This is a genomic window from Streptomyces sp. NPDC005962 (assembly GCF_040629205.1).
GTDB lineage: Bacteria > Actinomycetota > Actinomycetes > Streptomycetales > Streptomycetaceae > Streptomyces.
Genome location: NZ_JBEXVE010000004.1, coordinates 385,981 through 405,286, shown reverse-complemented (window position 1 = coordinate 405,286; position 19,306 = coordinate 385,981). Strand labels below are relative to the sequence as shown.

At 71.8% G+C, this 19,306-nt stretch carries 19 protein-coding genes; 12 read left to right on the top strand and 7 right to left on the bottom strand.

The window, feature by feature from the left end; genetic code table 11:
• Window positions 1–35: 35 nt before the first annotated feature.
• The 7 genes from ABZ370_RS10140 to ABZ370_RS10110 all read left to right on the top strand — a co-directional run bounded on the left by ABZ370_RS10140 (window position 36) and on the right by ABZ370_RS10110 (window position 7,313).
• Window positions 36–1,829, top strand: coding sequence for an alpha-L-fucosidase (locus ABZ370_RS10140; RefSeq protein ID WP_358618759.1), 1,794 nt, complete (start codon window positions 36–38; stop codon window positions 1,827–1,829).
• Window positions 1,826–3,343, top strand: a complete 1,518-nt coding sequence (locus ABZ370_RS10135) for a glycosyl hydrolase family 28 protein (RefSeq protein ID WP_358618758.1) — start codon at window positions 1,826–1,828, stop codon at window positions 3,341–3,343. The genes ABZ370_RS10140 and ABZ370_RS10135 overlap by 4 nt, the downstream gene beginning before the upstream one ends.
• Window positions 3,344–3,392: 49 nt before the next feature.
• Window positions 3,393–3,533 (top strand): pyrroloquinoline quinone precursor peptide PqqA, encoded by a 141-nt coding sequence (pqqA, locus tag ABZ370_RS10130; protein WP_358618756.1) that lies wholly within the window; start codon window positions 3,393–3,395, stop codon window positions 3,531–3,533.
• A 95-nt stretch (window positions 3,534–3,628) separates the two neighbouring features.
• On the top strand, window positions 3,629–4,327 hold the full coding sequence (pqqC, locus tag ABZ370_RS10125) for a pyrroloquinoline-quinone synthase PqqC (protein ID WP_358618754.1): 699 nt from the start codon (window positions 3,629–3,631) through the stop codon (window positions 4,325–4,327).
• The gene (pqqD, locus tag ABZ370_RS10120; protein ID WP_358618752.1) at window positions 4,324–4,590 is read left to right on the top strand and encodes a pyrroloquinoline quinone biosynthesis peptide chaperone PqqD; all 267 of its coding nucleotides are present in this window, start codon (window positions 4,324–4,326) and stop codon (window positions 4,588–4,590) included. The genes pqqC and pqqD overlap by 4 nt, the downstream gene beginning before the upstream one ends.
• A gap of 23 nt (window positions 4,591–4,613) precedes the next feature.
• Window positions 4,614–5,753 carry a pyrroloquinoline quinone biosynthesis protein PqqE gene (pqqE, locus tag ABZ370_RS10115; RefSeq protein ID WP_358618806.1) on the top strand — a complete coding sequence of 380 codons (1,140 nt, stop codon included), beginning with the start codon at window positions 4,614–4,616 and terminating at the stop codon, window positions 5,751–5,753.
• Between the two features lie 87 nt (window positions 5,754–5,840).
• Window positions 5,841–7,313 (top strand): SDR family NAD(P)-dependent oxidoreductase, encoded by a 1,473-nt coding sequence (locus ABZ370_RS10110; RefSeq protein WP_358618750.1) that lies wholly within the window; start codon window positions 5,841–5,843, stop codon window positions 7,311–7,313.
• 36 nt (window positions 7,314–7,349) lie between these two features.
• Here ABZ370_RS10110 and ABZ370_RS10105 read toward each other — a convergent pair whose 3' ends face one another.
• Window positions 7,350–8,615 (bottom strand): glycosyltransferase family 4 protein, encoded by a 1,266-nt coding sequence (locus ABZ370_RS10105; protein WP_358618749.1) that lies wholly within the window; start codon window positions 8,613–8,615, stop codon window positions 7,350–7,352.
• 172 nt (window positions 8,616–8,787) lie between these two features.
• Here ABZ370_RS10105 and ABZ370_RS10100 point away from each other — a divergent pair, with 172 nt between their 5' ends.
• Window positions 8,788–9,513 (top strand): response regulator transcription factor, encoded by a 726-nt coding sequence (locus ABZ370_RS10100; RefSeq protein ID WP_358618747.1) that lies wholly within the window; start codon window positions 8,788–8,790, stop codon window positions 9,511–9,513.
• 3 nt (window positions 9,514–9,516) lie between these two features.
• On the top strand, window positions 9,517–10,917 hold the full coding sequence (locus ABZ370_RS10095; RefSeq protein ID WP_358618745.1) for a HAMP domain-containing sensor histidine kinase: 1,401 nt from the start codon (window positions 9,517–9,519) through the stop codon (window positions 10,915–10,917).
• 100 nt (window positions 10,918–11,017) lie between these two features.
• On the opposite strand, the gene ABZ370_RS10090 is transcribed toward ABZ370_RS10095, so the two are convergent.
• The 3 genes from ABZ370_RS10090 to ABZ370_RS10080 are packed head-to-tail and all read right to left on the bottom strand — an operon-like array spanning window position 11,018 to window position 12,995.
• Window positions 11,018–11,839 (bottom strand): SAM-dependent methyltransferase, encoded by an 822-nt coding sequence (locus ABZ370_RS10090; protein WP_358618744.1) that lies wholly within the window; start codon window positions 11,837–11,839, stop codon window positions 11,018–11,020.
• Window positions 11,836–12,135, bottom strand: coding sequence for a DUF397 domain-containing protein (locus ABZ370_RS10085; protein ID WP_358618743.1), 300 nt, complete (start codon window positions 12,133–12,135; stop codon window positions 11,836–11,838). Before ABZ370_RS10085 ends, ABZ370_RS10090 begins: the two co-directional genes overlap by 4 nt.
• A 2-nt stretch (window positions 12,136–12,137) precedes the next feature.
• Window positions 12,138–12,995, bottom strand: a complete 858-nt coding sequence (locus ABZ370_RS10080; protein ID WP_358618741.1) for a helix-turn-helix transcriptional regulator — start codon at window positions 12,993–12,995, stop codon at window positions 12,138–12,140.
• A 225-nt stretch (window positions 12,996–13,220) separates the two neighbouring features.
• Here ABZ370_RS10080 and ABZ370_RS10075 point away from each other — a divergent pair, with 225 nt between their 5' ends.
• Both ABZ370_RS10075 and ABZ370_RS10070 read left to right on the top strand, forming a co-directional pair.
• On the top strand, window positions 13,221–13,685 hold the full coding sequence (locus ABZ370_RS10075; RefSeq protein ID WP_358618739.1) for an ATP-binding protein: 465 nt from the start codon (window positions 13,221–13,223) through the stop codon (window positions 13,683–13,685).
• 47 nt (window positions 13,686–13,732) lie between these two features.
• Window positions 13,733–14,668, top strand: a complete 936-nt coding sequence (locus ABZ370_RS10070; protein WP_358618737.1) for a TAXI family TRAP transporter solute-binding subunit — start codon at window positions 13,733–13,735, stop codon at window positions 14,666–14,668.
• Between the two features lie 168 nt (window positions 14,669–14,836).
• Here the strand turns inward: ABZ370_RS10070 and ABZ370_RS10065 are convergent, their stop codons facing one another.
• From ABZ370_RS10065 to ABZ370_RS10055, 3 genes are read right to left on the bottom strand one after another with little or no spacing between them, the layout of a single operon-like run.
• On the bottom strand, window positions 14,837–16,177 hold the full coding sequence (locus ABZ370_RS10065; RefSeq protein ID WP_358618735.1) for a HAMP domain-containing sensor histidine kinase: 1,341 nt from the start codon (window positions 16,175–16,177) through the stop codon (window positions 14,837–14,839).
• A complete protein-coding gene (locus tag ABZ370_RS10060) occupies window positions 16,168–16,839 on the bottom strand; it encodes a response regulator transcription factor (RefSeq protein ID WP_358618733.1) in 672 nt (223 codons plus the stop codon). The genes ABZ370_RS10065 and ABZ370_RS10060 overlap by 10 nt, the downstream gene beginning before the upstream one ends.
• A 30-nt stretch (window positions 16,840–16,869) precedes the next feature.
• On the bottom strand, window positions 16,870–18,210 hold the full coding sequence (locus tag ABZ370_RS10055) for an MFS transporter (RefSeq protein ID WP_358618732.1): 1,341 nt from the start codon (window positions 18,208–18,210) through the stop codon (window positions 16,870–16,872).
• A 252-nt stretch (window positions 18,211–18,462) separates the two neighbouring features.
• Between ABZ370_RS10055 and ABZ370_RS10050 the strand changes: the two genes are divergently transcribed.
• Window positions 18,463–19,305 carry a family 16 glycosylhydrolase gene (locus ABZ370_RS10050; protein WP_358618730.1) on the top strand — a complete coding sequence of 281 codons (843 nt, stop codon included), beginning with the start codon at window positions 18,463–18,465 and terminating at the stop codon, window positions 19,303–19,305.
• Window position 19,306 lies beyond the last annotated feature (1 nt).

Genomic DNA, 19,306 nt, shown 5'->3' with positions numbered 1-19,306 from the left:
GGCACACGACCGTACGACCCGAGGAGGAGTCGCCCATGGGCCGCAGACCGCGCCGTCGTTCAGGCGCCTGGCTGGCCGCCGTCCTGCTGGCCATCGGGGCGCTCACCCTGACCGGTCCGGCGACCGCCCGGGCCGAGGTGGTCAACCCCCGGCAGCAGTGGCTGCGCGACTCCCAGGCGGGTCTTTTCCTGCACTGGGGCATGCGTACCTCGCCCGGCTACACCAGCTGCGCCGCCTGGGAGAAGGCGGTGACCGACGGCGGCTGGAGCGCCGACTACTGGGTGAACGAGGCCAAGAAGCTGCACGCCAAGTACCTCGTCCTCGCCTCCTTCCACAGCAGGCTGGGATACGCGCGCGCCTGGCCCTCCGCCATCCCGGGCAGCTGCTCCACCCGGCGGGACTTCCTGGGCGAGCTGGTCGACGCGGCGGGCAAGCAGGGCCTGAAGGTCATGCTCTACATGACCGACGATCCGCAGTGGCACGACGAGGGCGGCCATGAATGGCTCGACTCGGCGGCGTACTCCGCCTACAAGGGCAGTGACGTCGACCTGACCACGCGCGACGGGTTCGGTCAGTACTCGTACGACAACTTTCTCGAAGTGATGAAGAAGTATCCGAAGTTATCGGGTTTCTGGATCGACAACGACAACGACTACTGGCTCGACCACGGCCTCTACGAGAAGATCCGCGCCGACCGCCCGGCCTGGCTGCTGAGCAACAACAACGAAGACACGCCGATCATGGACACGGTCAGCAATGAGCAGAAGACCGGCATGACCCCGGCGTACGACTACCCCCAGGCCATCTGGACCCCGCAGCCGCGGCTCACCGAGGCCTGCTTCAAGCTGCCCGGCAGCGGCGCCTGGTGGTACAGCGGCACCGACTCGGCGGTGGACCATGGGCTCACCCTGGGTCGGCTGATCAGCAACTCCGGCTCCTCCGTGAAGTCGCTCATGGCCGAAACAGCCCAGGTGAACGGGGAGTTCCCCAGCAAACAGGAAGCCTTCAACAACGTCGCGAAGACCTACCTCGACGCCATCTGGGGCTCGCTGAACGGCACCGAGGGCGGTGGCTACGCGTACGGCGGGCTCCAGCCCGGCTCCTGGAACGACGGCGCGCATGGGGTGACCACGGTCAGCAAGACCGACCCCGACCAGCACTACGTCCACGTCCTGACCAGGCCGTCCGGCTCCACGCTGACCGTGCGGGACAACGGCTACCGGGCCTCCGGCGTCACCGACTTCCGCACCGGGAAGAAGCTGGCCTTCAGCCAGGGCGGGGGGAAGCTCACCATTTCCGGCATCACCGGCTGGGACCCGTACGACACCGTCCTGAGCGTCCGGACCGACGGCAGGCAGGGGCTGATTCCGGCAGACTCCATGACCGCGAGCGCCGGGGCCTCGGCGAGCGGTCATCCGGCCTCCGCCGTCCTGGACGGCGATCCGCAGACCTACTGGGACAACAACACCAAGCTGCCCGTCACGGTCACCTTCGATCTGCGCTCGGCCAGAAGCGTGCGGTATCTGGCCGTCAACCAGCGGGAGTGGTCGGTCTCCTACACCCGGTCCGACACCGAACAGTCCGCCCGCATCCGCGACTACCAGGTGCAGACATCCGACGACGGCACCACTTGGGGCAGCCCGGTCGCGGCCGGAACCCTGCCCAGCGCCCGCGGGGTGCGGTTCATCGACCTCCCCGCGGCCACCACGCGCTACGTCCGGCTCACCGTCAACAGCACCTGGGCCGCGGCCACCGACACCAAGCGCTATCAGAAGCTGCTGATCGACGAGGTGCGCATCGGCTCCGGCTACCCGAAGGGCAAGTCATGACGCGATCGAGGCGCTTACGGTTCGCCGCCATCACGGCGGCCGGAGCCTGTCTGCTCGCCGCGCCTCCCCCGACCGCCACCGCTCAACCCGCCACCGCACAGCCCGGCACCGCCCACCGTACGTACGACGTGCGCGACTTCGGGGCCACGGGCGACGGCACGACCCTGGACGACGACGCCATCGACCGGGCCATCGACGCGGCCGCCGCCGGTCCCGGCCGCGGCACCGTGCTGTTCCCGCCCGGGACCTACAAGTCCCGCACGATCCACCTCAAGAGCGACCTCACCCTCCACCTCGCCAAGGGCGCCACGCTGCTCGCCGCCCCCGGCGGCATGGACGAGGCCGAGCCCAACCCCTGGGACGCCTACCAGGACTTCGGCCACAGCCACTTCCGCAACGCGCTGCTGACCGGCGAGAACATTCACCGCCTCGCCATCACCGGCTCCGGCACCCTCGACGGCGAGGGCCTGGGTACCAGCAACACCCTGGAGCCGGGCGTCGGCGACAAGATCCTCTCCCTCAAGCGCTGCGCCGACCTCGACATCAAGGACGTCACCTTCACCCGTGGCGGCCACTTCGCGCTGCTGCTCAACGGCTGCGACGGGGTACGGATGACCCGCACCAAGGTGCTCACCAGCACCGACCGGGACGCCGTCAACCTCATCAACAGCCGCCATGTCGACATCGGCCACTCCCGCATCGAGGGCCGGGACGACGGCGTCGTCCTCAAGAGCGACTACGCGCTGGGCCGGACCTACACCAGCCATGACATCCGGGTCCATGACTCCGATGTGCTGTCCACCGAGAACAACGCCCTCCAGTTCGGCTCGGAGACCTGCGGCGACTTCCGCGACATCCGCTTCGACCGGCTCCGCGTCGGCGGCGGGGGCAAGGCGGCCATCGGCATCGTCTCCATGGACGGCGCCGACATCAGCGACGTCCGCTACTCGGACATCACCATGACCAAGGGCGCCACCCCCGTCTTCGTCAAGATCGGCGACCGTAAGCGCTGCCCCGGCGCCCCGCCCGCCGGACGCATCCACGACATCGCCTTCGACAATGTCACCGGCACCGGGCTGACCCACCCGGTGACCGGCGTCGACTACACCAGCACCATCACCGGAGCGCCCGGCGCGGACGTCGAGGACATCACCTTCCACCGGGTGCGGCTGACCGTCCCCGGCGGCCACCCCGCCTCCGACGCGGACCTCGTCCCCGGCGAATACCTCGACGACTACGTCCCCAAGACGTATGGTGTGCGCCCCTCCTACGGCTGGTGGATACGGCACGCCAAGGACATCACCTTCACCGACAGCACCGTCCGGACCGACACGGGCGACGACCGGCCCGCGTTCATCGCGGACGACGGAGCGGCCATCACCCTGGACCGGGTCACCGCCCAGCGCGGTGCCGCCAGCCCGTACGACGTGGGCTTCAGCGGGGTCAGCGGCCCCGTGGTCCGGCACAGCACCACCACCGACGGCGAGGCGCTGCGCGTCAGAACCACCCCCTGACGCCCACTGACCGGCACACCCATCGGAAACCGGAAGGCAGGTCAACACCATGAACGAGACCGTGCGGCAGACCCCCACCACGGCGGACCGGACCCCGCCCGCGCCGGAACAGACCGCCTGGCAGACCCCCGACTACGTGGTCGTCGAGACCGCGCTGGAGGTCACCGCCTACTTTCTGAACGCCCGCTGACGAACGACGCGGCGGCGCACCCCAGTGGAACCGCGTGTGCCCCGGCTGCCCCGGGGCACACGCCCACCCGGAGCCGACGGGAAGGTGAGCGAGTGATGACCCCGAGCCTCGAAGAGCGGCTGCGCGCGGTCGCCCAGGAGCGCTACCACGACCGGCACCCCTTCAACCTCCGCATGCACGCGGGCGAACTCACCCCCGCCGAATTACGCCGCTGGATTCTCAACCGCTTCCACTACCAGCGCCACATCCCCGTCAAGGACGCGCTCATCACCGCCAAGCTGGACACCCCGGCGCTGCGCCGGATGTGGCTGCGCCGCATCCAGGACCACGACGGCGCGGCCGACGGCGAGGGCGGCATCGAGCGATGGCTGCGGCTCGGCGAGGCCGCCGGTATTGGCCGGGAACGGCTGCTGACCGGTGCCGAAGTGCTGCCGGGGGTACGGCTCGCGGTCGACGGCTACGTCAACTTCTGCCGCCTGGGCACCCCGCTGGACGCCGTCGCCGCCTCGCTGACCGAACTGTCCGCCCCCGGCATCATGCGCACCCGCATCGAGGCGTTCGAACGCCACTACCCGTGGATCGAGCGCACCGGGCTCCGCTACTTCCGGGACCGGGTGAGCCAGGGCGGCCGGGACAGCGCCGAAGCCCTCGACCTCGTCCTGACCTGGGCCCGCACCCCCGAGGACGAGGAACGGGCCGTTGCGGCGCTGACCTTCAAATGCGATGTGCTGTGGTCCCTGCTGGACGCGGTGGAACACGCCGACACCAAGGACAGCGCGGGGGAGGGGACATGACGGCTCCGGCAGCCTGGCGGCCGGTCCTGGCGCCCGCCGTGCGGCTGCGCCACGACCGGGTGCGGGAAGTGGATCTGCTGGTGCTGCCCGAGCGCGTCGTGGTCCTGCGCGGCACCGCGGGAGCCGTCCTGCGGCTGTGCGACGGCGACCGCGACCTGGGCACCATCGTGGCCGAACTCGCCGAGCGCTTCCCCGGCGCCCCCGTGGACACCGAAGTCCCGGCGTTCCTGGACCGGATGCACGAGGAGGGCTGGCTACGGTGACGGCCGAGCAACCGGATGCGGCGATCGCCCAGCCACCGGATACCGCGCCCGCCCAGCCACCGGATGCGGCGACCGCCCACCCCCGCCCCTGGGCGCTGCTCGCCGAGCTGACCCACGGCTGCCCGCTGCACTGCCCCTACTGCTCCAACCCCCTCCAACTCGTGCGCCGCTCCCGCGAACTGACCTGCCAGGAGTGGGACCGGGTGCTGCGCCAGGCGGCCGAACTGGGCGTCGTCCACACCCATCTGTCCGGCGGCGAGCCGCTGCTGCGCCGGGACCTGGAGCCGATCGTCGCCTCCGCCGCGTCCGCCGGGCTCTACACCCAGCTCGTCACCAGCGGCGTGGGCCTTGACGGGGCCCGGCTGACGGCGCTGACCGGGGCCGGGCTGCACAGCGTCCAGCTCTCCGTCCAGCACGCCGACCCCGGGGCCTCCGACCGGATCGCCGGACACCGCTCGTTCGCCGCCAAGGAGCGGGCCGCCGCCCTGGTGCGGGAGGCGGGGCTGCCGCTGGGCGTCAACGTCGTCCTGCACCGCGACAACCTCGACGCGCTCGACGCCCTCATCGAACTGGCCGTCTCCTGGGGCGCCGACCGCGTCGAACTCGCCAACACCCAGTTCTACGGCTGGGCCCTGCGCAACCGCGCCGCCCTGCTGCCCACCCGCGACCAGCTCGCCCGGGCCCGGGAGAGCGTCGCGCGATGGCGCGAGAAGCTCGGGCGCCGCACCGAGCTGGTGTGGGTCCTCCCGGACTACTTCGAGGGCGTCGCCAAGCCCTGCATGGGCGGCTGGGGCGCGGTCTCGCTCACCGTCGCGCCCGACGGCACCGTCCTGCCCTGCCCCGCCGCGGCCGCCCTGCCCGGCCTCGACCCGCCGAACGTCCGCGACCACGCGCTGGAGTGGATCTGGGACCACTCCGCCGCCTTCAACCGCTACCGCGGCCAGGAGTGGATGGCCGAACCCTGTCGTAGCTGCTCCCGCCGCGCCGAGGACTTCGGCGGCTGCCGCTGCCAGGCGTACGCGCTCACCGGGGACGCCGCCCGCACCGACCCGGCCTGCGCCCTCTCGCCCGATCATGGCCTGATCCGTTCGCTGACCGGTCCCGCTCCGGCCGCGGAACCCCCGCCCGAGGGCTACATCTACCGCGGGTACGGGAGGGGGTGAGACCGCCCGGGTTTGGCGCAACCGTCCCCGCTTCCGTACAGTTCGGCCGTTACCCAGGGAAAACAGAACCAGAAAGCGGCAGCGGCGATGACGGTGACAGACGAAGGCCGGGCCGAGCAGGCCGAGGCGCCCGGCATCGACCCCGAGCGCCTGGCGACCTGCCTGAGCGTCCTCGAGGAGCTGGACCGGCTGCCCGTGGACCACCCCGACGCCATCACGGTGCGCCGGGCCACCGCCGGGATCTACCGGACCGTGAAGCAGCGCAGGCGCTCGGAGCGGCGGGCCGCCAAGACCGCCAACGACAAGGCCGTGACCGAGGCCACCGCCACCGGCGCCGCCGACCGCATCGACGACGAGACGCTGGGCCGCGCCCTTACGCGCTCGGTCAGCACCGAGATCGCGGGCATCCTGGACCGCCCGCGCTCCTGCTACGTGTGCAAGGCCCGGTATGTCGAGGTCGATGCGTTCTACCACCAGCTCTGCCGCGACTGCGCCGCCGAGAACCGGGCCCGCCGCGACGCCCGCGCCGACCTCACCGGACGCCGGGCGCTGCTCACCGGCGGCCGCGCCAAGATCGGCATGTACATCGCCCTGCGGCTGCTGCGTGACGGCGCCCACACCACCGTCACCACCCGCTTCCCGAACGACGCCATCCGCCGCTTCACGGCGATGCCGGACAGCGCCGAGTGGCTGCACCGGCTGAAGATCGTCGGCATCGATCTGCGCGACCCCGCCCAGGTCATCGCGCTGGCCGACGAGGTGAGCGCCGCCGGACCGCTGGACATCCTGATCAACAACGCCGCGCAGACCGTGCGCCGCACCCCGCAGGCCTACGCGGAGCTGATAGCGGGTGAGTCGGCGCCGCTGACCGCCGGGGAGCTGCCCGAGGCCGTCGTCCTCGGCGCCTTCGGCAGCGGCTCCCAGACGGCGCTGCCCGGGCCGCGCACGGCGCGGGACGGCGCGCTGACCGCCCACGACCTCACCGCCCTCGCCCTCACCAGCGGCTCCGCCTCGCCCGCCCGGATCGAGGCGGGCACCGCGATCGACGCGGGCGGCCTCGTCCCGGACCTGGACCCCACCAACACCTGGATTCAGCGGGTCCACGAGGTGGACCCGGTCGAGATGCTGGAGGTGCAGCTGTGCAACGAGACGGCGCCCTTCATCCTGGTCAGCAGGTTGCGCCCGGCGATGGCCGCCGCACCCGCCCGGCGGAAGTACGTGGTCAACGTCTCCGCGATGGAGGGCAAGTTCGGCCGCGGCTACAAGGGCGCGGGCCATCCGCACACCAATATGGCCAAGGCCGCGCTCAACATGCTCACCCGCACCAGCGCCCGTGAGATGTTCGAGTCCGACGCCATCCTCATGACGGCCGTCGACACCGGATGGATCACCGACGAGCGGCCGCACCCGGACAAGATGCGGCTCGCGGCCGACGGCTTCCACGCCCCGCTCGACCTGGTGGACGGCGCGGCCCGGGTCTACGACCCGATCGTCCGCGGCGAGCAGGGCGAGGACCTGTTCGGCTGCTTCCTCAAGGACTACGCGCCGACCACCTGGTAGGCCCGATGGCGAGGCCGCCCGGCCTCGCCATCGCCGTCAGGCCTTCGCGCTCGTCCCGCCCGCCGCGGGCAGACGGCGGCGGACGGCCCGCTTCCAGCGGCGCACCGTACGGCGGTAGCGGGCCCGCAGCTTGACCCGGGTGCGCTCCCAGGAGCGCGCGAACCGGCTCGACGCCAGCTCCTCGAAGAGCCGCTCGTAGCGCTCCGCGATCGGCTCCGGGTCGTACATCCGCGCGCGCTCCAGCGCCGCCGCGGCCATCGCGCGGCGGCCCGGCTCGTCGTCGATCAGATCCCGCAGCGCCTGCGCCATCGCCTGCTTGTCGCCCACGGGTACGAGCCGTCCGGTGACCCCGTCCTCGATGATCTCGGCGGGGCCGAGCGGGCAGTCCGTGCTCACCACCGGCACCCCGCAGCGCATCGCCTCCACGATCGTCATCCCGAACGACTCCGCGTCCGAGGCGACCGCGACGATCGACGCCTTCGCGAACTCCTCCTCGATCGGCGAATACGGCCCCATCAGCTCGGCGCTCCCGGTCAGCCCCAGCTCCTCGACGCGCTCCTGGAGCCGGTCCTTCCGGGCGCCGCCGCCGTAGATCCGCAGCCGCCAGTCCGGATGCTTCGGCACGACCTCCGCGAAGGCGTCGATCAGCAGGTCGAAGCGCTTGCCGTGGACCAGCCGCCCGGCCGCCGCGATCACCGGCGCGGTGCCCTCGGAGGGCTCGGCCTCCGGTTCGGGGACACTGTTGGGTATCGCGAGGGTCCGCGCCCCCGGCAGCGGCATCTTCGCCCGGTACACCGCCGCGTCCGCCTCCGTCGTGGTCACGACGGCGTCCAGCATGCGGTAGAACGGCGCCAGCTCGGCCCGCAGCTTCTTGCTGTGCGCCTCGTACCGCAGATGCTCCTGCGCGATGCGCAGGGCCTTCCTCGGGCCGAAGCGGGCGAGGTAGACATTGATGCCCGGCCGGGTGCCGACGATCACATCGGCGTCGGAGCCCTCCAGATACCGGGCGACCCGCACGTCCATCAGCCGGTTGTACTGGTGGTTCCGCTTCTCGTGGACCGGAAAGTCCCGGGTCGGCTCGGCGAACAGCGGGTCCCGCGCGTCGAGGCCGCCCGGCCGGGTGTCGACCAGCGGCACCAGCTTCACCCGCGGGTCGAGGGTGAAGCGCGCCTTCCCGCGGTGGCGCATCATCGAGACGATCTCCACCTCGTGGCGCTCGGCGAGCGCCGTGGCGAGATTCAGCGTGGTGCGTATCGTTCCGCCGATCCCATAGGCGTTGTGCAGCAGGAATACGATCTTCATGCGGTGTCTCTCCGGCCGGTGGCAACACCGGGGCGCGATCCCCCCGGAACGTACTGGGTACCCTGTCCCGGCTCGGTAAGCCGGTCGCGTGGATACGGTGAGAGCCGGGTAAGAACCGCAGCTCCCGGGGGATGCGGGTGATCGTTCCCGAGAGGCTTGGCAGACTCGTCCCGTGACCAACACCGTGCTGCTCGCCGAGGACGACCGTGCCATCCGCCATGCCCTGGAACGCGCACTGACGCTGGAGGGATACCGGGTCACCGCGGTGTCCGACGGCGTCGAGGCCCTGGCGGCCATCCACCGTGAGCACCCCGATGTGATCGTGCTCGATGTGATGATGCCGGGCGTGGACGGCATCCAGGTGTGCCGGGTGCTGCGCGCCGAGGGCGACCGCACCCCGGTCCTCATGCTCACCGCGCGGGTGGAGACCGCCGACCGGATCGAGGGGCTGGACGCGGGCGCCGACGACTACGTGGCCAAGCCCTTCGAGGTCGACGAGGTCTTCGCCCGGCTGCGCGCCCTGCTGCGCCGCGCCGCGCCCATACCGGAGCCCGCGGCGCCTGCGACGAAGGATGCCGCGAAGGACGCCGCGTACGACGCCACCCTGGATGTCGCCGACCTGCGGCTCGACCCCTCGGCGCGCAGGGTGTGGCGGGGCGGTACGGAGCTGGAGCTGACCCGCACCGAATTCGACCTGCTGGAGCTGCTGGCCCGCAACGCGGGGATCGTCCTCGACCATGCCACGATCTACTCTCGCATCTGGGGCTACGACTTCGGACCCGGATCGAAGAACCTCGCCGTCTACATCGGCTATCTGCGCCGCAAGGTCGACCAGGCCGGGCGTACCCCGCTCATCCACACGGTGCGCGGCATCGGCTACACCCTGCGGGAGGAGTGAACGGTGCGCCTTCGGCCCCGCCGTAACCCACGGCCCAGCCTGCACACCACCTTCGCGCTCTCCTTCGCGGCGCTGGCGGCCGTGGTGACCCTCCTGGTGGGCTTCCTCAGCTACGACGCCGCGGCCGGGCTCGTACGGGTCGACCAGAAGTCCGCGTTCACCGACGTCATCCGCGATCTGCGCACCCAGGTCCGGGGCCAGAAGGTGATCCTGCGGCAGTACCCCTCCGAGGTCCCGGTGCCCTACGGGCTCCGCGACGATCTGCGCCGGATCAGCCGCATGGACGTCCAGGTGCTGGGCGGCCGGGGCGCCGTCTACGACGAGGGCAAGCCCGCGCTGCCGGTCGGCGAAGAGGACCAGGAGATGGCCGCGGCCGTCACCGCGGGCACCATCGTGCAGCGCAGCATCTCCATCGGCGAGGACCAGTACCGGATGGCGACCGTCGCGCTCGGCGACCACCGCGGCGCCGTACAAGTGGCCCAGCAGATCAGCGACACCGAGGATCTGCTGCGCGAACTCCAGAAGCGCACCGCGCTGTTCGTCGTCGCGATCATCGGGGCCGCCGGGGTGGCGGGCTGGTGGCTCGCCGGACGCATCACCCGGCGGCTGGTACGGCTCACCCGGGTCGCCGAGAGCGTGGCGGCCACCGGCCGGATGGAGGTGGCGGTCCCGGTCGCCGGAGACGACGAGGTGGGGCGGCTGGGCCGGGCGTTCGACGGCATGCTCGGCCGTCTCGCCCGCTCCAAGGACGACCAGCGGCGCCTCGTCCAGGACGCCGGACACGAACTGCGCACCCCGCTCACCTCGCTGCGCACCAACATCTCGCTGCTGAGCCGCTTCGAGAAGCTGCCGCCCGCCGCGCGCGAGGAACTGCTCGCCGATCTGGCGGGGGAGACCCGGGAGCTGACCGACCTCGTCAACGAACTGGTGGACCTGGCGGCCGGGCAGCGGGACGACGAACCGCGCACCGAGGTGTCCCTGGACGAGGTCGCCGCCAAGGCCGCGACCCTCGCCCGCCGCCGCACCGGCCGGGAGATCACGGTGCGCGTCAAGGGCGACACCCTCGTCGAGGGCCACCCGGCCGCCCTGCTGCGCGCGGTCTCCAACCTGGTGGAGAACGCCGCCAAGTTCGACCGGGACGGCACCGGGCCCGTCGAGGTCGTGGTGTCCGGGCACCGGGTCGAAGTACGCGACCGGGGGCCCGGCATCGCGGAGGAGGACCGGACGCGGCTCTTCGACCGCTTCTACCGCGCCCCCGGCGCGCGCAGCCTGCCCGGCTCCGGGCTGGGGCTGGCCATCGTGCACGAGGTCGCCCTCGCGCACGGCGGCACGGTCTTCGCCCGCCCCCGCCCCGGCGGCGGCGCGGTACTGGGCTTCACGGTCGACGGCCCCGAGGAGCCGTAACGGTCGGCCCTCAAGAGGCGTAAGAGCCGTAACGGGCCCCGGGGAGCCGTAACGATCGGCCCCGGGGAGCCGTAACGGAACCACGGGGCCCGGGCCGGGGCTACGGCTTACGGGCCACCCCGGCCCACATGTTGATGTCCGCGCTGCGGATCTCGTCCGGGCGGTCGCCGGGGTCCGGCTTCCAGTCGTGCGGCTCCGAGACGCCCGGCTCGACGAGCTCCAGACCGTCGAAGAACCCCGCGACCTCGCTCTGGCCGCGGGTCGTGAAGGATATGCCGCTCTCCTTGTACACGGCGATCACCTTCTGCCATGTCTCCGCGTGGAAGTCGGACGTGGAGTGCGTCAGCATCAGATAGCTGCCCGGGGCGAGGGCGCCCATCAGCTCACGGACGATGTCGTACGGCTTCTCCTCCTCCGGAATGAAGTGGAAGAGCGCGTTCACCGACAGCGCGACCGGCTTGCTCAGGTCGAGCGTCTCGTGCAGCTCCTCCGCCGCCATGATCCGCCGCGGTTCGCGCACATCGGCCTGGACGTACGCGGTGCGCCCCTCGGGGGTGCCGCGCAGCAGGGCCTGGGCGTAGGCGAGCACGATGGGGTCGTAGTCGGTGTAGACGACCCGGGCCTCGGGGGCAACGCTCTGGGCGACCTGGTGCAGATTCGGTTCGGTGGGGATGCCGGTCCCGATGTCCAGGAACTGCCGGATGCCCGCCTCGGCCGCCAGCCAGCGCGTCGCCCGGTGGATGAAGCCGCGGTTGACGGTGGCGTTGAGCCGGACCGTCGGGTAGACCGACAGGACCTTTCCGGCGGCCTCCGCGTCGACCTCGTAGTGGTCCTTGCCGTTGAGATAGAAATCGTACATCCGAGCCGGGTGCGGCTTGGTGGTGTCGATCTGCTGGTCCGGGGCGAGTCCGTAGTCGGTCACGCCGCCCTCCGTTCCGGTGCGGTACCCGCCGAGGTGGTCAGGTTGGGGTCGGGTCGGGTGAGAAGGAAGTCCGCGGCACCGGCCTTGGCGCCCTGGATGAACTTCTCCATTTCGTGGTGCGTGTAGATCAGGGCAGGGCCGTCGGGGTCCGTCGACTGACGCAGGGCGATCCGCCCGTCGTGCAGCCGCAGGGCCTCCACGCACGCACCGCCGTTGGGGCCGCTCCAGGGCTTGCGCCAGCCTTCCGTCGCCAGACGGGTGGCCGGCATGCCGTTGTAGACGTGTTCCTGATCCACAGTCACAGCTCCTTGCGAATCTCACGGAGAAAGGTCTCCGTGCGGCGCGCCGGTGTGGCCCGGGTCCCCATCCGGTCCAGTGCCTCCAGATAGGCGGCCACGTCGGTGCGCTGGTCGAGATAGCCGGCGGCGGTCAGGCCCTCGGCGTAGACGATGTCCGGCAGCTCCGGGATCTGGAACCGGAACAGCTGGAAGGGACCGCCCATGCCCGGATGCGGCCCGGCGGCGAACGGCACCACCTGCAGCGTCACGTTCGGCAGCTGGACGGACTCGATGAGGCGGTCGATCTGGGCGCGCATGATCTGCGGTCCGCCGATGTGCAGGCGGAGCACCGTCTCGTCCATGACGGCCCACAGATGTGGCCCGTCCGGTCTGGAGAGCAGTTCCTGACGCTCCATCCGCAGAGCCACGCGGCGGTCGATCTCCTCCTGGGTGCCCTGCGGAAAGCCGATCCGCAGCAGCGCCCGGGCGTAGTCCTCCGTCTGCAGCAGACCGGGGATGAAGTGCGGTTCGTAGGCGCGGATACGGCTGGCGGCGCCCTCCAGGCTCACATAGAGGCTGAACCAGTCCGGCAGTACATCGCGGAACCGGTGCCACCAGCCGGGCTTGTTGGCCTCCTCGACGAGTCCGAGGAAGGACTCCACCTCGTCCTGTCCGACGCCGTAGGTGTGGAGGAGCTTCTCCACATAGGGGAGCTTCAGGCCGACTTCGGCCTTCTCCATCCGGCGCACCGTGGTCTGGTTGACGTGCAGTGCCTTCGCGGCCGTGTCATAGCCGACCCCGGCCTGCTCGCGGAGGTGCCGCAGCCGCATGCCGAGGACCATCTGCCCGACGGTCGGGGCAGACCGCGCTTCACCCACGTCGTACCTCCTCGCACGGTGTTGTGCGTCTCAGTGTGCCATGCCCGATGTGAGTGGGACAGACTGCCGTGGTCATTCTGCATTTTGCAGAACGCGCCTTGCCAACTGATGCTCGCAGGAACGATAGTGGCGTCGTGACCGGTCCCCAACGTGGCTGCCCTGTCGCGCACTTGCGGCATTCACGTACGGCATTCACGCCCCCACAGGTAGACGGACGGAAGGCACATGGCTGTGGCATTGCGTCAGCGCTCGACGATGGCCTCTCACATGACCTCCGCCGGTGTTGATACGGCTCTCCGCCAGGAGAGCCTGCAACTGCCCGCCCGGGGTGCCTCGGTCGCCGCGGCGCGACGGCTCGTCCGGAGCCGGGTGCCCTGCTGGGGCTTCGACGAGGACGTATGCGGCGCGGCGGAGCTGGTGATGTCCGAGCTGTTCACCAACGCCCTCGTGCACACCGCGAGCGACCAGATCCTCTGCGTACTGCGCGCCCAGGAGCGGCGCTCGCTGTACGTCGAGGTCGCCGACCAGGGCGGCGGCCCGCTCGGCCCCATGCCCCGGGAGGCGGGCGTGGAGGACGAGAGCGGCCGGGGCCTGGCCCTCGTCCGCGCCCTGACCGAGGCGTGGGGGGACCGGCCGGGCGCGGCGGGCGGCCGCGTGGTGTGGGCCCAGCTCAGCGCGATGGCCCGCTGACCGGTACGTCCCCCTGGCCACCTCATTCCGGCGGTTAGCATCGGCGGGTGCCCACCGTTCCACGCCGTCTGCTGCTCGCGCTCGCCGCGGGCGGGCTCGCCGGTTGTTCGGACCCCGGGCCCTCCGCCCGGGTGCGGCTGGCCACCGGCCCGCGGGGCGGGCCCTACGCCACCTTCGGCAGCAGATTCGCCACCGAGGCGCACCGGGCCCACCACGGGCTCACCGTGCGGGTGCTCACCACCGCGGCGAGCGTGGAGAACCTGCGCATGCTCGGCGACGGCCGGGCCGACCTCGCGCTCACCCTCGCCGACAGCGCCGCCGACGCCGCCGCGGGGCGCGGCACCTTCCCCCGCCGCATACCGGTCACGGCCCTGGCCCGGCTGTACCTCAACTACCTCCACCTGGTCGTACCGGCCGACTCCCCGATCGAACGCCCCGCCCAGCTGGCCGGGCGCACCGTCTCCGTCGGCGCCGCCGAGTCCGGCACCTCCACGACCGCCGGACGGGTGCTCGACGCCGCCGGAGTACGCGACGTCCGCGCCGTACGCCTCGGGCTCGGCGCCTCCGCCGACGCGTTCACCAGGGGCGACGTGGACGCCTTCTTCTGGTCCGGCGGCGCCCCCACCTGGGCCGTCACCCAGCTCGCCCACCGCCGCCCGCTCCGCCTGATCCCCCTTGGCGGCCTCGCCCGCGCGCTGCGCCGGGCCCACGGCCCGGTCTACGAGGAGGCATCCATCCCGGCCGGTGCGTACGGGACGCGGGGACCGACCCCCACCGTGGGCACGCCCAGCTACCTCGTCTGCCGCTCCGGACTCGCGGACGGTACGGCCCGCGCGCTCACCGGTGTCCTCTTCGAACGCCGCGACCAGCTACCGGTGCCGGACGCCCCGGGCAGCCGCCTGGACGAGCGCTACGCCATCGGCACCGGCACAGTCCCCCTCCACCCAGGCGCCGCCGCCCACTACCGAGCCACCTACGGCTGACAACCGGCCGTAGAGTGCGGCGGCTCGCCATCCGGGCGCTCGACCGTCTCGCCTGCCGCTGCTGGGGCGTGGTGGGCTTCCGGTGTGCGTGGGTGCGCTGCCCGCATCGTCGGGGGCGGGGGTGTCCCCCGTTTCGGGAAGGGGCGGGGTGGGGGAGAGCGGCCCGCCCTAGACCACCGGTAGCCGCAGCTCCACGACCAGGCCCTGCGGCTCGGCGGCGCGGAGGGTCAGTTCGCTGCCGCAGGAGCGGGCCAGTTCGGCGGCGATGGCGAGGCCCAGGCCGCTGCCGGGGACGTTGCCGTGGTCCGGGGCGCGCCAGAAGCGGCCGGGGGCCGCGGCCAGTTGTTCGGGGGTGAGCCCGGGGCCGTCGTCGGCGATCCGCAGCGCTCCGGCGGCGTCGTACGAGACGGTGACCGTACCGCCGGACGGCACGAACTTGGCCGAGTTGTCCAGCGCGATGTCCGCGATCCGGGCGGCCGGGGCGGGCAGCGGCGGGGCGTCCGGGCCCGCCCGGCCGACGTCCACCACCAGGGTCAGCCCGCGCGCCGCGTGCACCTCGCGCCAGGTGGCGAGCCGCGTGGCGAGCGCCGCGGGCGGGATCGGCTCGGGGGCGGCCGCCCCGGACTCCACCCGGGCCAGCTCCAGCAGATCTTCCAGCAGCTCGGCCAGCCGGTCGATTTCCGCGAGCGCTTCGGCGTAGTCGCCGGTCCCGCTCTCCCGCAGATGCGGTTCCAGGTTCTCCAGCCGCAGCGACAGCACGGTCAGCGGGGTGCGCAGCTCGTGCGAGGCGTCCGCGACGAAGGCGCGCTGCCGGTCCAGGGCGGTGGAGACCGCGTCGGCCATGGCGTTGAACCGCCGTTCCAGCAGCCGCAGCTCGGCGGGTCCGCGGCCGCCGTCGCGGACCCGGGCGTCCATGCGGCCCTCGGCGATGGCCCGGGTGGTGAGGTCCAGTTCGGTGACCGGCCGCAGAATCCACCGGGCGAGCCGGCGCGCTGCGATCAGCGCGCAGGCCACCGCGATGAGCGAGCCGCCCGCGACGGCCGCCCAGACGAGGGTCACCTCGCGCCGGGCGGTGGCCGTGGCCACCCGCATGAGCACCACACCGGAGACCTGGGCGTCCCGCCCGACCGGCTCGGCGATCACCACCGACGCCGGGCCGAACGGGGTGACCAGGGGCAGGCTGCCGGTGGTACGGCCGGACAGCGCCCGCTCGGCGGGCCCGCGCTGCCAGGCGCCGCCGCCCGCCACCCGTTCGCCGTCCCGGCCGCGGATCTCCACCGCGGTGCCGTACAGCTGGTGGAAGCGGGACACCTCCTGGACGAGCCCGGCGGTGTAGCCGTCGCGGATGGCCTGATCGGCGAGCTCGGCGAGGCGGGTCGCGTCCGCGCGCCGCTCCAGCAGCAGTTGACCGGTGCGGTGGGAGGAGTACGCGCGGGCGAAGGGCACGGCGAGCGCGGCCACCAGGCACGCGATGAGCACGGTGTAGACCGTCAGGATTCTCAGGTGCATCCGCCGGTTCCCAGCCGGTATCCGGTGCCGCGCAGCGTCTCCACCAGCTCCGGACGGCCGGTCTTGGAACGGATTCCGGCGATGTGGACATCCAGGGAGCGGGACGCCGAGAGCAGCAGGTCGCCCCAGACCGCGTCCAGGATCTCCTCGCGGCTGCGGACGACACCGGGTTCGCGGGCGAGCAGCGCCAGGACGTCGAACTCCCGGCGGGTGAGGGCGATGGGGTGGCCGTCCACCTCCAGCTGCCGGGTGGCCAGGTCGATGCGTACGCCGCCGACCGCGATCACGGGGCCCGCGGCCGTCAGCGGCCGGGTTCCGCGCCGTACGACGGCCTCCATGCGCGCGATCAGCTCGGCCGTGCGGAACGGCTTGACCAGGTAGTCGTCGGCGCCGCCGCGCAGACCGCGGAGCACGTCCCGCTCGGCGGCCCGGGCGGTGACCACGATGACCGGGACGGCGGAGGCGCGGCGCAGTCTGCGCAGCGCCTCCAGCCCGTCCATGTCGGGCAGCCCCAGGTCGAGCAGGACGAAATCGGCGCCGTCCTTGAGCCGGAGCGCGTCGTCCGCGCGCCCGGCCCGGACGACCTGGTGCCCCAGCCGGTCGAGCGCGGCGGTCAGCGCGGCCGCCAGCCGGTCGTCGTCTTCGACCAGGAGAACGTGCATGGGCTTCAGGGTAGGCGGCCGCCCGACGGCTCAGACAGCGGTCTTCCGCAGGCCCTCGGCCCGCTCCCCGGCCGCCTCCCGGGTGAGGGCGGCGTCCCGGGTCTCGCGCATCGTGAGGTAGACGATGAGCGAGACGGCTGCACAGCCGGAGACGTACCAGTAGAAGCCGGACTCCGCTCCGGCGTCCTTGAACCACAGCGCCACATACTCCGCCGTGCCCCCGAACACCGCGTTGGCCAGGGCGTACGGCAACGCGACGCCGAGCGCCCGGACATGGGTGGGGAACAGCTCGGCCTTCACCACCGCGTTGATGGAGGTGTAGCCGGTGATGATGACCAGTGCGGACAGGGAGAGCACCAGCGCGCCGAGGAAGGTGTCGGTGTGCGAGAGCGCGGTCATGATCGGCACGGTGCCGAGCATCGAGCCGAAGCCGAAGGTGATCAGCAGCGGGCGGCGCCCGATCCGGTCCGACAGCGCTCCGGCCGCGGGCTGGAGCAGCATGAACAGGAACAGGGCGCAGAAGCTGACCAGCGAGGCGTCGGACTTGCTCAGCCCGGCGGTGTTCGACAGGTATTTGGTGAGATAGGTGGTGTACGTGTAGTACGCGACCGTGCCGCCCATGGTCAGCGCGATGACCAGCGCCGCCTCCTTGCGGTGAAGCAGCAGTTGGCGAAGACTCCCGCGCTCGGCCGACCCGTCCTGGGCGCCCTCCTCTTCGGTGTACGCCTCGGTCTCCAGCAGATTGCGCCGCAGCCAGAAGACCACCGCGGCGGCCAGGGCACCCACGATGAACGGGATGCGCCAGCCGTAGGAGTGCAGCGAGTCGTCGGTCATGGTGCGCTGCAGCGTGATCAGCAGGCCGAGGCCGATGAGCTGGCCCATGGTCATGGAGACGTACTGGAAGCTGGAGACGAAGCCGCGGCGGCCGGGCTGGGACGCCTCGGTGAGATAGGTGGCGCTGGCCGCGTATTCGCCGCCGACCGACAGCCCCTGGAGCAGCCGGGCCACCAGCAGGATGAACGCGCCGAAGTAGCCGACCTGGTCATAGGTCGGAGCGATGGCGATGAGCAGCGCGCTGGCCGACATCAGCGTCACGGTGAGGGTGAGGGCGGCCTTGCGCCCGCGCCGGTCGGCGTACCGGCCCAGCAGCCAGCCTCCGATCGGGCGCATGAAGAAGCCGACGGCGAAGATGCCCGCGGTGTTGAGGAGTTGCGCGGTGTCATTGCCCTTGGGGAAGAAGGCACCGGCGAAGTAGGTGGCGAAGCTGGCGTAGACGAACCAGTCGAACCATTCGACGAGATTGCCGATCGAGCCGCCGATCACGGCTCGCCAGGGGGTACGGGGGTGTTGCGCTGAGCCGGTGTCGCTCACTGGGCCTCCAGATACGTGCGGTAGGCGGGCCGTCCGCCGGGCGGGGCGGTCGCCGCGCAACGCAGCGTCGGTGCGGACAGGGGGCGGCGTACAGACTCCGGACGAAGAGCTAACGTCCGGTTAACACACCGTCCCGCGCCGGACCTTTCCCCGCCGGGCTCCGTCCCGAACCGTTGACGTCTTCTGGGGGTCGCGGGATTGTGGTGGCTCCTGTTTGCTTGTGTTCGAAGTTTCGGACTTCGGGAGGCGGCCATGCGTGGCGTGTCAGCACCGGGCGAGTCGTACGGACGCAGGAGATTCCTCGGCGGAGCAGCCGCCCTCGGCGGGGCCGCGGCCCTGGCCGGGTGGGACCGCCCGGCGGTCGCCGCCGCCCCGGCGGCGACCTGGGAAGACGTGATCAACGGCTCCTTCGGGAGCTACGGCGCCTTCGAGGCGGAGTGGAACTACCTCTACCCGTGGGGCTCCGACCACAACGGGAGCGCCCGGATGTACGGCAGCTCCACCGACCACAACCACATCACTCTCGCCTCCGGGGTGCTCACCCTGAAGGCCACCCGCATCACCTGGGACGAGGGCACCAGCGGCTCGTCCCCGCATCTGCCGATCCGCTACCACTCGGGCGCGGTGCACGCGAAGGACCAGATCGTGGTCACCGACCAGTTCCCCGACTACGAGGTCAGGGGCGAGTTCCAGGCGCCGAGCGGGGCCGGGACCTGGCCCGCCTTCTGGCTGACCGGGGTCAACAGCTGGCCGCCGGAGAGCGACATCCTGGAGTTCAAGGGCAACTCCAACAACTGGTTCAACACCTTCCGCAGCTCCTCGGACGTGTCCAGCACGATCGTCGGGGTCTCGGGCCCCGGGAACTGGCACACCTACCGCGCCTGGATCACCAAGGTGAACGCCACCGACGTGGACATCCACTACTACCTGGACGGCACCTGGAAGGCCGTCCACCGCGGCGCCGGTTTCGTCGGCAAGCCGCTGTGGCTCATCATCAACCTCCAGATGGAGGGCTCCTCGGGCTCCTCCGGCCCGGGCGGCGACACCTCCTACCGGGCCCGGAACGTGTACGTGGGCCGGAACCGCACCCGCTGAC

What these genes read in the sequence shown, in the direction of transcription:
- pqqA (WP_358618756.1), top strand. Translation starts at nt 3,393, where the DNA reads ATGAACGAGACCGTGCGGCAGACCCCCACCACGGCGGACCGGACCCCG.
- ABZ370_RS10050 (WP_358618730.1), top strand. Translation starts at nt 18,463, where the DNA reads ATGCGTGGCGTGTCAGCACCGGGCGAGTCGTACGGACGCAGGAGATTC.
- ABZ370_RS10135 (WP_358618758.1), top strand. Translation starts at nt 1,826, where the DNA reads ATGACGCGATCGAGGCGCTTACGGTTCGCCGCCATCACGGCGGCCGGA.
- ABZ370_RS10065 (WP_358618735.1), bottom strand. Translation starts at nt 16,177, where the DNA reads ATGCACCTGAGAATCCTGACGGTCTACACCGTGCTCATCGCGTGCCTG.
- ABZ370_RS10140 (WP_358618759.1), top strand. Translation starts at nt 36, where the DNA reads ATGGGCCGCAGACCGCGCCGTCGTTCAGGCGCCTGGCTGGCCGCCGTC.
- ABZ370_RS10060 (WP_358618733.1), bottom strand. Translation starts at nt 16,839, where the DNA reads ATGCACGTTCTCCTGGTCGAAGACGACGACCGGCTGGCGGCCGCGCTG.
- pqqD (WP_358618752.1), top strand. Translation starts at nt 4,324, where the DNA reads ATGACGGCTCCGGCAGCCTGGCGGCCGGTCCTGGCGCCCGCCGTGCGG.
- ABZ370_RS10075 (WP_358618739.1), top strand. Translation starts at nt 13,221, where the DNA reads ATGGCTGTGGCATTGCGTCAGCGCTCGACGATGGCCTCTCACATGACC.
- pqqC (WP_358618754.1), top strand. Translation starts at nt 3,629, where the DNA reads ATGACCCCGAGCCTCGAAGAGCGGCTGCGCGCGGTCGCCCAGGAGCGC.
- ABZ370_RS10110 (WP_358618750.1), top strand. Translation starts at nt 5,841, where the DNA reads ATGACGGTGACAGACGAAGGCCGGGCCGAGCAGGCCGAGGCGCCCGGC.
- ABZ370_RS10105 (WP_358618749.1), bottom strand. Translation starts at nt 8,615, where the DNA reads ATGAAGATCGTATTCCTGCTGCACAACGCCTATGGGATCGGCGGAACG.